The 13,565-nt window shown below is 63.4% G+C and carries 12 protein-coding genes; 7 read left to right on the top strand and 5 right to left on the bottom strand.

The genetic code is table 11. The annotated features are described in order from the left end of the window. The first annotated feature begins 44 nt into the window (after positions 1-44). Complete coding sequence (locus ACZ46Y_RS05370) at positions 45-1,061, top strand: glycosyltransferase family protein (RefSeq protein WP_311957049.1); 1,017 nt, start codon at positions 45-47, stop codon at positions 1,059-1,061. 85 nt (positions 1,062-1,146) lie between these two features. Here the strand turns inward: ACZ46Y_RS05370 and ACZ46Y_RS05375 are convergent, their stop codons facing one another. Then, positions 1,147-1,512, bottom strand: a complete 366-nt coding sequence (locus tag ACZ46Y_RS05375) for a helix-turn-helix domain-containing protein (protein WP_446497137.1) — start codon at positions 1,510-1,512, stop codon at positions 1,147-1,149. Beyond that, positions 1,509-1,805, bottom strand: coding sequence for a type II toxin-antitoxin system HigB family toxin (locus ACZ46Y_RS05380; RefSeq protein ID WP_311957051.1), 297 nt, complete (start codon positions 1,803-1,805; stop codon positions 1,509-1,511). Before ACZ46Y_RS05380 ends, ACZ46Y_RS05375 begins: the two co-directional genes overlap by 4 nt. A gap of 227 nt (positions 1,806-2,032) precedes the next feature. Here ACZ46Y_RS05380 and ACZ46Y_RS05385 point away from each other — a divergent pair, with 227 nt between their 5' ends. Further along, the gene (locus ACZ46Y_RS05385) at positions 2,033-2,740 is read left to right on the top strand and encodes a phosphoadenylyl-sulfate reductase (protein WP_311950759.1); all 708 of its coding nucleotides are present in this window, start codon (positions 2,033-2,035) and stop codon (positions 2,738-2,740) included. A gap of 104 nt (positions 2,741-2,844) precedes the next feature. Here ACZ46Y_RS05385 and ACZ46Y_RS05390 read toward each other — a convergent pair whose 3' ends face one another. Next, positions 2,845-4,572, bottom strand: coding sequence for an SLC13 family permease (locus ACZ46Y_RS05390; protein ID WP_311957053.1), 1,728 nt, complete (start codon positions 4,570-4,572; stop codon positions 2,845-2,847). A gap of 132 nt (positions 4,573-4,704) precedes the next feature. On the opposite strand from ACZ46Y_RS05390, the gene ACZ46Y_RS05395 reads away from it, so the two are divergent. The 5 genes from ACZ46Y_RS05395 to ACZ46Y_RS05415 all read left to right on the top strand — a co-directional run bounded on the left by ACZ46Y_RS05395 (position 4,705) and on the right by ACZ46Y_RS05415 (position 11,443). Then, positions 4,705-5,463: a helix-turn-helix domain-containing protein gene (locus tag ACZ46Y_RS05395; RefSeq protein WP_311957054.1), complete on the top strand. Its 759-nt coding sequence runs from the start codon at positions 4,705-4,707 to the stop codon at positions 5,461-5,463. 628 nt (positions 5,464-6,091) lie between these two features. Beyond that, complete coding sequence (gene cysD / locus ACZ46Y_RS05400; protein WP_311957056.1) at positions 6,092-6,994, top strand: sulfate adenylyltransferase subunit CysD; 903 nt, start codon at positions 6,092-6,094, stop codon at positions 6,992-6,994. Further along, positions 6,994-8,898, top strand: coding sequence for a sulfate adenylyltransferase subunit CysN (cysN, locus tag ACZ46Y_RS05405; protein ID WP_311957057.1), 1,905 nt, complete (start codon positions 6,994-6,996; stop codon positions 8,896-8,898). Before cysD ends, cysN begins: the two co-directional genes overlap by 1 nt. Before the next feature lie 99 nt (positions 8,899-8,997). Beyond that, the gene (gene cysQ, locus ACZ46Y_RS05410) at positions 8,998-9,771 is read left to right on the top strand and encodes a 3'(2'),5'-bisphosphate nucleotidase CysQ (RefSeq protein ID WP_311957059.1); all 774 of its coding nucleotides are present in this window, start codon (positions 8,998-9,000) and stop codon (positions 9,769-9,771) included. 415 nt (positions 9,772-10,186) lie between these two features. Next, positions 10,187-11,443, top strand: a complete 1,257-nt coding sequence (locus tag ACZ46Y_RS05415; protein ID WP_464380080.1) for an ISL3 family transposase — start codon at positions 10,187-10,189, stop codon at positions 11,441-11,443. A 248-nt stretch (positions 11,444-11,691) separates the two neighbouring features. Here ACZ46Y_RS05415 and rfaH read toward each other — a convergent pair whose 3' ends face one another. Further along, the gene (gene rfaH, locus ACZ46Y_RS05420) at positions 11,692-12,228 is read right to left on the bottom strand and encodes a transcription/translation regulatory transformer protein RfaH (RefSeq protein ID WP_311956589.1); all 537 of its coding nucleotides are present in this window, start codon (positions 12,226-12,228) and stop codon (positions 11,692-11,694) included. Then, positions 12,225-13,565, bottom strand: a complete 1,341-nt coding sequence (locus ACZ46Y_RS05425) for an aminotransferase class I/II-fold pyridoxal phosphate-dependent enzyme (protein WP_311956590.1) — start codon at positions 13,563-13,565, stop codon at positions 12,225-12,227. The genes rfaH and ACZ46Y_RS05425 overlap by 4 nt, the downstream gene beginning before the upstream one ends.

The following is a 13,565-nucleotide window of genomic DNA, read 5'->3' on the forward strand; positions in this document are numbered from 1 at the left end:
GAGTAGTGAGTGGTGAATGGTGAATGGTGAATGGTGAATTGTGAATGGTAAGTCGTGAGCGCTGGCTGGTGCTGAGCGATGGGGCGCGGCCGACCGAGGATATCTACTTTCTCGAGTCGGTCGCGCCCCATTTGCGTTGTGAGGGTCACGATGGCGGCCGGCTGGATGTGCGTGGTTGGCGGTGGCGGCTGGCGCGCTGGGTGCTGTCGCGCCAGCCCGGGGCCAACCTGGTGCTGTGCCGCACCCTGCCGGAGGGGGCGCTGCGCTGGCTGGAGCGCGAGTGTGGCGCCTTCGGGCGAATCGTTTATGTGATCGATGACGATCTGGCGGCCGCGGCAGCCGACGAGACGCTTCCTGCTGCCTACCGGACGCGTATGGCCAGGGCGGCGGCGCAGCAGCCGCGGCTGTTGGCGCTGGCCGATGAGGTGGTAGCCTGCAGCACGGGGCTGGCCGAGCGGTTGCGAAAGTGCCATGGCAACGTCAGGGTGATGACACCGCCCTTGATCGCACCGTTACCGGATCTCACCCATTTCGCTGCCGCCCCCTCGGCAGAGCAGCCCTGGCGGCTCGGTTTTCATGGTACCCGAGCGCATCTTTCGGATCTTGAACAGATCGCACCGGCGCTTGAGGCGCTGCAGCGGGAGCGTGACGATAGCGAGCTGGAGCTGATGCTGGGCCAACATGCGCCACCCGTGCTTGCCGAGTTGCCGCGCACCCACTGCCCGGCGCCGCTGTCCTGGTCGAAGTTTCGCGACTACCAAGCGCGCCACCGGGTGCATATCGGCCTGGCGCCACTGCTGGATACGCCATTCAACCGGGGCAAGTCATTCATCAAGTTCCTGGATATCGCATCGATGGGCGGGGTGGGGGTCTATTCGAATCGCGCGCCCTACACCGAGATCGTCGAGCATGGGGTCAACGGCCTGCTCGCCGAAGATGACCCTGGCGACTGGCAGCGCTGCATCACCTGGCTGCTGGAGCAACCCGAGGCGGCGCGGGGGATGGCGGAGGCTGCGGCCGAGCGGGCTGCGGGGCTGGGAGTGGTCAGGTGTGAATGGTGAATAGTGAATGGTGAATGATGATGAGGGATGAGCATTCACCAGCGCGCTTTGGGCCGTGGATCCACGGGCGCCTGGATGCCCGCTGTCATGCAGCAGATTCACTCATCAGGCTCTCATAGGGGATCTTGAGGCCTTCGTGGAGCCTTCTTATCATCCGTAGACTGAGCTTGCGCTTGCGGTTCAGCACCTCGGAGACGCGACCGCTTGGGCCGATGAAGGGCTCCAGGTCGCGCTGTGAAAGGCTTTGCTGCTCCATGCGAAATTTGATGGCCTCAATCGGGTCCGAAGGCCCGATGGGGTAGTGCTGGTCCTCGTATTTCTCGATCAGGATAGAGAGCACTTCCACTTCGTCTGCTTCCGGGGTGCCGTCTTCTGCCGCCCACAGCGCTTCCAGTCGAGCGAATGCACGCTGCAGGTCAGCCTCGTTGTGAATGGGTGTGATGTGCATCATATCGTCTCCGCATCGACGTGATCGTATTGCGCGTGTGTACCAACGAAACGCACCCAAGCGATCTGCTGGGTGTAGCGGATGGCCACGATAACTCGGTACTTGTTACCTCCGATGTTGAACACGACTCGGCCACCCTTGAGGATGCTGGCCGTGCGTATTTCGGCCTTCAGTTCCTGCGGGGTTGCCCATGCTGCTTTAAGCATCATGTTGTGCCACTCGGTGAGCGGTGTCCTGGCGTCGCTGTGACCCTGTTCCCAGAACTCTCTCAAGGTGCGCTTGGCAATGACTCGCATGGATTCTCCCTGTTTGGGGGTAAGTGTGGCCTCTCCCGTTTTGGGAGTCAAGTGGCTTGAAGGTGAGGAGAAGTCGCGGTCCCGCGCCCCGGTTTCAGTTCGCGAGGGCGTGGCCGCCGAGGCAACCATAGATTAATCGAGTATTAAAAGATAAATATTGATTCCTTTTGGATATTGAGTTGCGACGCTACCCTAGGCCCATACCCAGTATTCGAAAGGAATCCCTTATGGCGTTATCGGCCTTACAGCGTGAGATCGACGCCGCCCAGGCGAGCGCACTGCTTGAGTCGTTGCCGACTGAGGCGCGTGTCGAGTGGGCGCTGGAGAACCTGCCCGGCAGCTTCGTGCTCAGCTCCAGCTTCGGTATCCAGTCAGCCGTGCTGCTGCACCTGGCGACACGCATCGTACCGGACATGCCGGTGCTGCTGGTGGATACTGGCTACCTGTTTCCCGAGACCTACCGTTTCGTCGATGAGCTGGCCGAGCGGCTGAACCTCAACCTGAAGGTGGCGCGTCCGGTGCTGTCACCGGGGCACCTGGAGATGCGCCATGGCCGGCTCTGGGAACAGGGCCAGGAAGGCCTGACGCGCTACAACCGGCTGATGAAGGTCGAGCCGATGGAGCGCAAGTTGGATGAACTTCGCGTGGGCACCTGGTTTGCCGGGCTGCGCCGTCAGCAGTCCAGCACCCGGGAGCAGCGCCCGGTAGTCGAGCAGCGTGACGATGGCCGCTACAAGGTCTATCCGCTGATCGACTGGCACAACCGCGACGTACACCGCTACCTCACCGAGCATGACCTGCCTTATCACCCGCTGTGGGAGCAGGGCTACACCTCGGTCGGCGATTGGCACACCAGCCAGCCCCTGCAGCCCGGCATGACCGAAGAAGAAACCCGCTTCTTCGGCATGCAGCGGGAGTGTGGGTTGCATCTTTAGTGGGGTGAATGGTGAATGGTGAATAGTGAGTGGTGAGAAGAACAATTCACAAGCCGCGAAGCGGCGCTCACTACTAACCATTCACAAGCGAAGCGCTCACCCGGCTAGAATGGAAACACCAGCGGCGTGAGCACCAGCACCCCGGCGGAGTAGGTCAGGCTTACCGGCAGGCCGGTCCTGAGGAAGTCGCTGATCCGATAGCGCCCGGGGGAGTACACCATCAGGTGCGTCTGATAGCCGAAGGGAATGAAAAAGCAGGCGCTGGCGCCGTAGGCCACGGCCAGGGTAAACGGCAGCGGGTCGGCGCCGAAGGCCTGGGCGGTGCTCCAGGCAACGGGAAAAGCCAGCGCGGCGGCGGCGTTGTTGGTGACGGTTTCCGTCAGCAGCAGGGTAAACACATAGCAGCCGGCAAAGGCCGCATACACGCCGTAGCCGCTGAATAGCTGCCGCATGCCCTGAGCCAGCAAGGCGGCGGCGCCGGAGTTTTCCAGCGCCTGGGCCATGGCCAGCGCCGAGCCGATGATCAGCCATAGCGCAAAGGGAAAGCGCCGGCGGAGCTCGTCCACGGTGAGAATGCGGGTCGCGAGCAGCCCCGCCATCAGCAGAAGCAAGCCGTGAAACAGAGGCACTAGCCCCAGGCTCGCGCAGCCGATGACGCCGGCGAAGCCGCCCAGCGCCATGAGACTTTGCCGCCGGCCAAGCTGCGGCCGAGTAAAGCTACCGCTTAGCAGATGGAAGTTGCGATCAAGGTTGCGGTGCTGGCGGAAGTCCGCGCTGACGGCCAGCAGCAGGCAGTCGCCCACGCGCAGCGGGATATGCCCCAGCTGGCCTTCCAGGCGTTTTTCCCCCCTTCTGATACCTACCACGCCGGCGCTGAACATGCTGCGAAAGTCCACTTCCTGCAGCGTTTTGCCCGGGAGCTCCGACTGGTGCGACAGCACGACCTCGACCAGGTTGGTGGCCAGCAGGTCGCTCGCCTGGTGGCCGAATAGCCTGAGGCCGGGAAAGCGCTTGAGCGCCTGTACCTTGCTCACCTCTCCGGTAAACACCAGCGTATCGCCGGCTTCCAGCAGCTCCTCAGGCGCAACGGGGCTCAGAAGCCTGCCGTCGCGTTCGATTTCCAGCAGATAGAGGCCCTCCAGGCTGCGCAGGCCGTTGTCTTCGATGCTTTTGCCGGCCATGGGCGAGTCGTCGGCGAGCTCGGCGGCGAGAAAGTAGGCCAGCCGGTCGTGGATGTCCTCTGCCGGATGGCTGGGTAGCTTGCCCGCCCGCCAAAGCAGTACGCCCAGAGATATCAGCGCGACGGGCAGGCCGACCAGGGCAAACTGGAACATGCCCAGCTCCTCGCCGGTGGCGTTCAGGTAAAACGAGTTGACCACCAGGTTGGTCGAGGTGCCTACCAGCGTGGTGACCCCGCCCAGTATCGAAGCGTAGGAAAGCGGGATGAGCAGCCGCGAAGGCGCCAGCCGTTTCTGGCGCGAAACGGCCCCCAGAAACGCCGCGACGACGGCGGTATTGTTGAGAAAGGCCGACAGCACCGCGCCGGCCCCCATCAGCTTGGCCGTTGCCAAGCGCGGCCTGCCGCTCAGCAGGCGGTCGGACAGCCAGTCAAGCAGCGGCGAGCGCTCCAGCGCCAGAGAGACCAGCAGCAACAGCAGCAGGGTGGCCAGCGCCGGGTTGGTGTATTGCCGCAAAAGCGTCGCGGTATCCACCTGGCCGGTGAGCAGGTAGAGCGTGGCAAGGCCGGTGAAGGCGGTCGCAGGCTTGACGCGCCCGCTGACCAGCACGGCGAGGAAGACGCACAGGGAAACAAGAACGGCCCAGGCCATCATGACGATATCCTTAACAACGGTAGGCTGGCTTGCCGTATGTTACGCGGGCTTTTATGATGGCGTCCATGAAGGCATCATAAGCGCTGCGCTAAATTTTTTATAAGCGTTTATAAACAACAGGTTATAACTTGGTTGAGCATAAAACATTTTTCGCCTGAATCGGTTAGCGAGCGCCGTCTGGAAGCCGTCAGGCTGCGCCTGGACGGTGTCACGGTGGCCGAAGCGGCGCGCCGAACCGGCCTGTCGGCGCCCACGGTCACGGCGGCGTGGAAGGCGTTTTGCCAGGGGGGTTGGGCCGCCGTGCCGGTGCGCGAACGCGGGCGCCGCCGGGGCCGGGCGCCGCGCTTGACGGCGGGCGTGCAGCAGGCGCTTTGGCAGCGGATGGAAGCGCCGCCGCCGGCAGACGAGCCGGGCTGGACCGGCGCTGCGCTGGCCGCGGACGTTGGCACCGAGCAGGGCGTTACGCTCACCCGGCGCAGCGTGGAGCACTGGTGGGAAGACGAGGGGCTGAAACTCCCGGCCTGGCCGCTTGAGCAGTGGGGCGCCGAGCGCTCGTCCCGCGGGCGCTGGCTCCGCCAGACGGTAGCGCCGATCTGGCAGCGGCTGCCGCGGGCCACCCAGCGCTGGCAGGGCGGGGCGCGCCGTATTCGGCACCCCCAGCGCCCGGTATATCAGCTGTATTTTCACGGCCCCCGCGGGCGGCTGTGGATGCGCTGCCTGGCACACCCGCCGGTCGCCGATGACTACCTGCTGGCCTTTGAGGCGCTGGCGCAAAACGCCCCGGCAGGGCTTGTTTTCCACGGCGCGGACCTGGCGGCGAGCTCGGAGATTCAGGCCTGGCTTGCCGAGCAGCCGGAATTTTATGTGTTCAGGCTGAGGGGAAGTGAGTGAGGTCGTACTGCGGCGGCCAGCCCTCTACCCGGTGGGAGCCGGATGGCAGGCCTGCGGCCTGCTTTCGCGCACTGAAGTGCGCTCCCACCCTGCCGCTGGGGCTATGGCAATAGTTTCCCCACCCTGGTGCCGGGGGAGAGCAATAGTTTTCCACTTTGGGAATAGGTTATGGCAATAGCCCTGGTGGCAGCAGAAGGTGGTGGGAGCTGACTTTAGTCAGCGATGGAAGTGCCGCCAGGCGGATGGCAGGCCTGCGGCCTGCATTCGCGCACTGAAGTGCGCTCCCACCCTGCCGCTGGGGCTATGGCAATAGTTTCCCCACCCTGGTGCCGGGGGGAGAGCAATAGTTTTCCACTTTGGGAATAGGTTATGGCAATAGCCCTGGTGGCAGCAGAAGGTGGTGGGAGCTGACTTTAGTCAGCGATGGAAGTGCCGCCAGGCGGATGGCAGGCCTGCGGCCTGCATTCGCGCACTGAAGTGCGCTCCCACCCTGATATCGAGGCTGGGGGAACAGTTTCCCCACACTGCCGCCGGGGCTGGGGCAATAATTTTCTATCCCGGTGCTGGGGCAATAGCCCTGGTGTAGCAGACTGCGAAGAACGCTTTATCAATCAAGGAAATCCATGACATGACATCGCTGACCCACTTACAACGGCTGGAAGCCGAAAGCATCCAGATCATGCGGGAGGTGGTCGCCGAGACGGAAAATCCGGTGATGCTCTATTCCGTGGGCAAGGACAGCGCGGTGATGCTGCACCTGGCACGCAAGGCGTTTGCGCCGGCGCCGCCGCCGTTTCCGCTGCTGCACGTGGATACGCGCTATAAGTTTCGCGCGATGTACGAGTTTCGCGACCGGATGGCCAGAGAAAGCGGCATGGAGCTGCTGGTCCACGTCAACCCCGAAGGCATCGAAAAAGACATCAACCCCTTTACCCACGGCTCGGCGATCCATACCGACGTGATGAAGACCGAGGGCCTCAAGCAGGCGCTGGACAAGTACGGGTTTGATGCGGCGTTCGGCGGCGCCCGGCGTGACGAGGAAAAGTCCCGGGCCAAGGAGCGGATATTTTCCTTCCGCACCGCGCAGCACCGCTGGGATCCCAAAAACCAGCGCCCCGAGCTGTGGAAGCTGTTCAACACCCGCCGGCACCAGGGCGAGTCCATCCGCGTGTTCCCGCTGTCCAACTGGACGGAGCTGGATATCTGGCAGTACATCCACCTGCAGGGCATTCCCATTGTGCCGCTTTACTATTCCGCCGAGCGACCGGTGGTCGAGCGCGACGGGACGTTGATCATGGTGGACGACGAGCGCCTGCCGCTGGAGCCCGGCGAAGTGCCCATGATGCGCAAGGTGCGCTTTCGCACCCTGGGCTGCTATCCGCTAACCGGAGCGATCGAGTCCGACGCCGATACGCTGCCGGCCATCATTCAGGAAATGCTGCTCACCCATACGTCAGAACGCCAGGGCCGCGTGATTGATAACGACAGCGCCGCGTCCATGGAGAAGAAAAAGCAAGAGGGGTATTTCTAATGGCGCACGCATCCAACCTGATCGCCGACGATATTGACCAGTACCTGAAGACGCACGAGCACAAGGGGCTTTTGCGCTTTATCACCTGCGGCAGCGTGGACGACGGCAAGAGCACGCTGATCGGCCGGCTGCTGTTTGAGTCCAAGCTGCTGTTTGAAGACCAGCTGGCCTCCATCGAGGCGGACTCCCGCAAGTTTGGCACCCAGGGCGACGAGCTGGATTTGGCGCTGCTGGTCGACGGCCTGGCCGCCGAGCGCGAGCAGGGCATCACCATCGATGTCGCTTACCGGTTTTTCTCCACCGACAAGCGCAAGTTCATCGTGGCCGACACCCCGGGGCACGAGCAGTACACCCGCAATATGGTCACCGGCGCCTCGACCGCCGACGCGGCGATCCTGATGGTCGACGCGCGCCACGGCATCCAGACCCAGACCCGGCGCCACAGCTTCTTGATGGCGCTGATGGGGATGCGCCACGTGGCGGTGGCGATCAACAAGATGGACCTGGTGGACTACGCCGAAGATCGCTACAACGCCATCGTCGACGAGTATCGCGAATTTGCCGAGCAGCTGGGGCTCGAGAATATTACCTTTATTCCGCTGTCGGCGCTCAAGGGCGATAACATCACCGAGCAAAGCGCCAACATGCCCTGGTACCACGGCACCACGCTGATGGGCTACCTGGAAACCGTCGAGATCGAGGACGAAGCGCTGCAGCAGGCGCCGCTGCGCATGCCGGTGCAGTGGGTCAACCGCCCTGACCTGGATTTCCGCGGCTTTAGCGGCATGATTACCAGCGGGGTGGTAAAGCCCGGCGACGCGATTCGCGTTCAGCCCTCGGGCAGCGGCAGCCAGGTGTCGCGGATTTATACCTTCGACGGTGATCTCGACGAGGCCGTGGCCGGCCAGTCGGTCACGCTGCTGCTGGAAGACGAAATCGACATCTCCCGCGGGGACGTGATTTCCGGCGTTGACCAGCCGGCCCACACCGCCGACCAGTTTGAAACCTCGCTGGTGTGGATGCACGACGAGCCGCTGCTGCCCGGCCGGCCGTACCTGATGAAGCTGGGCACGCAGCTGGTATCCGCTACCGTGACCGACATCAAATACCAGATCAACGTCAATACCCTGGAGCATACCGCGGGCAAGCAGCTGGAGCTCAACGGCATCGGCGTGTGCACGCTGAGCGTGAATAAGGCGGTCGCGTTTGACGCGTTCGAGCAGAGCCAGGATACCGGCGGCTTTATTCTCATCGACCGGATGACGAACAATACCGTGGGCGCGGGCATGCTGCATTTTGCCCTGCGGCGCAGCGACAACATCCACATGCAGCACGTGGATATCAACAAGCAGGCGCGCGCCACTGCCAAGCACCAGAAGCCGGCGGTGCTCTGGTTCACCGGGCTTTCGGGGGCAGGCAAGTCAAGCATTGCCAACCTGGTGGAAAAGCGGCTGTACGCCCAGGGGCAACATACCTATCTGCTGGACGGCGATAACGTGCGCCACGGCCTCAACCGCGATTTGGGTTTCACCGATGCCGACCGCGTGGAAAATATCCGCCGGGTTGCCGAAGTGGGCAAGCTGATGGTGGATGCGGGGCTGATCGTGCTGTCGGCGTTTATTTCGCCGTTTCGTGATGAGCGCCAGCTGGCGCGGGACCTGCTTGACGACGGCGAATTTATCGAGATACACGTGGATGTGCCCCTGGACGTCGCCGAGTCCCGGGATCCCAAGGGTCTGTATCTCAAGGCCCGCCGCGGCGAGCTGAAGAACTTTACCGGCATTGATTCGGACTACGAGGCGCCGGAGGCGCCGGAAATTCATCTGCCCACTGCCGGCATGAGCGAAGAAGAGGCGGCCGATGCCGTGATTGCCGTGCTGCGCGAGCGTGATCTGATACGCTAGTTGGTAACAGAGGGAAAGCGACCCGAAACGGGTACCAAGCAATCGCCGCCGGCCAATCGACATGCCGGCGGCTTCGGTGACCTGACAAAGGCGGCTGATATGAAAATAGTAGACCAGAGATTGCTGGAGTCGATTGAAGCCATTGCCCGCCGGGCAGGCAACGCCATCATGGATATCTACGCGCGCGACTTCAGCGTGGAAGAAAAAGACGACAAGAGCCCGCTGACCGAAGCGGATAAAGCGGCTCATAACATCATTGTCCAGGAGCTTGCCGAGCGCCAGGACGGCATTCCCGTGCTGTCCGAAGAGGACGTGGACGGCTTTGACGGTCCGGACGCAAAGGGCCGCTATTGGCTGGTGGACCCGCTGGACGGCACCAAGGAGTTCATCAAGCGTAACGGCGAGTTTACCGTAAATATCGCGCTGGTGACCCAGGGGCGCGTGGTGCTGGGCGTGGTGGTGGCCCCGGCGCTACAAACCGCCTACGCGGCCGCGCTGGGGCTGGGCGCGTATAAAAGAAAAGCCGACGGCACGCGCCAGCGTATTCACGCCGCAGCCAAGCCGGCGCTCGGCGAGACCTGGCGCGTGGTCGGCAGCCGCTCTCACCCCAGCCGGGCACTGCAAGCCTGGCTCAACAGGCTGGGCAAACACGAGCTGCACCCCATGGGCAGCTCGCTCAAGCTGTGCCTGGTGGCAGAAGGCAAGGCCGACGTCTACCCGCGCCTGGGGCCGACCAGCCTGTGGGATACCGGTGCCGCCCAGGCCGTGGTAGAGCAGGCCGGCGGCTGCGTCGCCCAGCTGGACGGTACGCCGCTCAACTATGCCAACCCTAAACAAACGCTGAACCCGCACTTTGTGGTCTGGGGGCGGTAGAAGAGAGCATAGCAAGGAGATCGCCACGTCGCTGCGCTCCTCGCGATGACGGTGGAGGGAAAAGTGCCATCGCAAGTATGAGATCGCCACGTCGCTGCGCTCCTCGCGATGACGGTGGAGGGAAAAGTGCCATCGCAAGTATGAGATCGCCACGTCGCCTGCGCTCCTCGCGATGACGGTAGAGGGAAAAGTCCACCGCAAGTATGAGATCGCCACGTCGCCTGCGCTCCTCGCGACGACGGTGATGGGAGGCGTGCACAAGGCTGTTGTGTCGTGGCGAGAACCCCCTCCTGTGTCATAGCGAGCGAAGCGTGGCTATCTCGGGGTTTGCTTATAGGGCTCTTCGTCGTTGGGTGTGGAATTCGCCCCCTGAGCTGGGCCAGAATATGACCTCCACGACGACAGGAGGTATGACATGGACGGCACCCAGATTCTGACCCTCGGCCTGGGCTTGGAAGCGCCCTGGATTCTCAAGGACCAGCACCTGGACACCTCCGTATCGCCCCACCGTCTGGACCTCTACGTCGAGGCCGAGCGTGGCAGCCTCTACCCCTGCCCTGAGTGCGGCGAGGCCTGTCCGGCTCATGACTTCGCTGACAAGACGTGGCGGCACCTGAACTTCTTCCAGCATCACTGCTACTTGCATGCTCGCGTGCCGCGTACCAAGTGCCCGGAGCATGGCGTCAAGCGTATCGAGGTCCCTTGGGCGAGGCCGGGCAGCGACTTCACCCTGCTGTTCGAGCAGGCGGCCATGTCACTGGTCAAGGAGATGCCGGTGTTGGCCGTCTCCCGACAGCTGGAGATCTCCGACAAGCGGCTGTGGCGCATCGTGCATCACTACGTCGGTCGGATGCTGGGGCAGCTGGATCTGAGCAACGTGGCCACCGTTGGCGTGGACGAAACCGCGTCCCGGCGTGGCCAGCGCTATGTGACGGTGTTCCTTGATATGCAACGCAAGCAGGAACCGGTGATCTTCGCCGTCCCCGGCCACGGCAAGGACGCCATCAAGGCCTTTAGCGCCTTCCTGGCGGCCCATGGCGGCGATCCGGACAACGTGGTCGAGGTCGTCTGCGACATGTCACAAGCCTTCCTCAGCGGCGTGGCTGAGTACCTTCCCAAGGCCGAGGTCACGGTCGACTGGTTCCATATCGTGCAGACCTTCACCAAGCGGCTAGACGAGGTGCGCAAGAAGGAGCGCCGCGAGCAGGAACACCCCAAGTCGCTGCGCTGGGCCCTGCTGAAGAGCCTGGAAAACGAGAACCTGACGCCCAAGCAGCTGGCGGCGCTCCAGGAGCTGGTGGCTGACCAGAGCGCCACGTCCGATGCCTGGGTGATCAAGGAGAAGCTGCGCTGGATCCAGAAGGCGCCGACGCCACGCGCGGCTCGATGGCGCATCACGAACTACCTCAAGGTCATGAAGGCGGCGGTCTCGGAGAAGCCATTGCTGAAGCCGATGGGAAAAGCCCTGGCGACGTTGGAGCGCCACGCCGATGCGGTGGTCAGGCGTTGGATTTCGGGACTGACGAACGCACGACTGGAAGGCATGAACGGTCTGTTTCAGGCGGCTCGGTCACGCGCACGGGGTTACCGGAACGAGGCCAACTTCATCGCCATGATCTACCTGATTGGCAGCCCGGTGGGGCGCCTGTTCGATCAGGCCAAATCCACATGAAACGACGAAGAACCGCTTATAGCGCCACCGCACATACGAGATCGCCACGTCGCCTGCGCTCCTCGCGATGACGGTAGAGGGAAAAGTCCACCGCAAGTATGAGATCGCCACGTCGCTGCGCTCCTCGCGAAGACGGTGGTGGGAGGCGTGCACAAGGCTGTTGTGTCGTGGCGAGCACCCCCTGCTGTGTCATAGCGAGCGAAGCGAAGCTATCTCGGGTTTGCTGGTAGAGGGTGGTGTGATGGCGCCTAGGGAATCAGGTGGTCGCTGGGCACTTCGACCGGGCGCTGCTGCTGCAGCATGTTGAGCAGTATCACGGCGCGCTCGGTGCCCTTGGCGTACTGGAAGACGGCTTCCAGGCCCTTGAACGGCCCGTCGGCAATATTGACGCGGTCGCCGGCAGAAAAGCGGCTGTGGGGGCCGTCGGTGTCGTGAGGGCAGGTTTCCAGCTGCTCGACCAGCGCGTCGGGCACTGCGGCGGGAATATTGCCGAAGCTGACAATGCGCAGTACCCCCCGGGTGGAGCGGATCGGGCGCCAGTTGCTGTTGATCTGGTCGAGCCGGATAAACAGATAAAACGGAAACAGCGGCTCGCACACCGGGGTCAGCTTGCCTCGCCGGCGGCGCTTGCGCTCAAGCACCGGGTGAAATACCCGGTAGCCCTGATAGGACAGGTGCTCGGCGGCGCGAAAGGACTCGCCGGCCTTGCACTGAATGACGTACCAGGCGGCTTTTGGGGCGTTGGGTGTCTGCGTATCCTGACAGATAGGCCGTCTCCTCTTCACCGTGGCGTGTTGGCGTCGTCAAGCTGCTGCTGAAGAATGTCCAGCGTGCGGTCGATCTGCTCCTGGGTATGGTCGCAGGAGAGAAAGAAACGCAGTCGGGCGCTGTTTTCCGGCACGGCAGGATACACGATTGGCTGGACGTTGATACCCTGATCGAACAGCGCCTGGCACAGCCGGGTGGCCTGGGGGGAGTTGCCGACAATGACCGGCACCACGGCCGCGCCGATGCTGTAGCCGGTATCCAGCCCGCGCTTTTGCGCCTGAGCGAGAAAGTAGCCCGAAATAGCGTGCAGCCGGGCCACTCGTTCGGGCTCGGCGCGCATCAGTTCGAGCGCCTTGAGCGCCGGGGCGGCCACCTGGGCCGGCATCCCCACGCTGTATAAAAAGCCCGGCGCGAAATAGCGCAGCATTTCCACCAGCGGCCTGGAACCGGCAATATAGCCCCCACAGCCGGCCAGCGTCTTGCTCAGGGTACCCATCCAGATGTCGACGTCGTCGGGCGCGGTGCCGCAATGCTCGTAAAGCCCGCGGCCGCGCTCGCCCAGCACGCCCAGAGCGTGCGCCTCGTCGACCATCAGCCAGGCCTCGTGGTGCTTTTTCAGCGAAGCGAAGCGGGCCAGGTCGGGCGCATCGCCGTCCATGCTGTAAAGCCCTTCGATGATGACCAGCACGCGCTCGAAGCGGTGACGATGGCGCGCGAGCAGCGCCTCAAGGCTCTGGGGATCATTGTGCTTGAAGGGCATTCGCTTGGCGCCGGACAGCTGGGTACCGACGAGCGAGCTATTGTGGATGTACTCGTCGTGGAGCACCAGGTCTCTGGGGCCGAGCAGGTAGCCAAGGGTGGAAACGTTGGTGGCGTGGCCGCTGACAAAGGCGACGGCGTCCTCGGCCCCGTAGACGTCGGCCAGGGCCTGCTCCAGCGCCTGGTGGATAGGGCGCTCGCCGGACACCGCCCGGCTGGCGGATACCGAGGTGCCGTAGCGCTCCACGGCGTCCCGGGCCGCCTGGTTCACCCGGGGGTCGCCGGAATAGCCCAGATAGTTATAGCTGGCAAAGTTGATGAAGGTCTGACCCTCGAGCGTGCTGGTGGCGCCGGCCGTGCCTTCGTGTACCTTGAAAAACGGATCGGTCAGGCCCAGCCGGCTGGCGCCCTGACGCATCAGCGCCAGGTGCTGGTAGCCGGGGTGCGCGGTAAAGTCGGTCCAGGTGCGATAATCGCCCGCCGGGTTGCCGGTGGACGGGGCCGGGCGCTCGCCGCCCGTCGCTTCGGCCGCGCGCGGTGACGACCGGCGCCTGGCCCGGGCCAGGAGCTTCTGCTTTAACGTTGAGTCTTCCAT

This window comes from Halomonas garicola, from assembly GCF_055382465.1.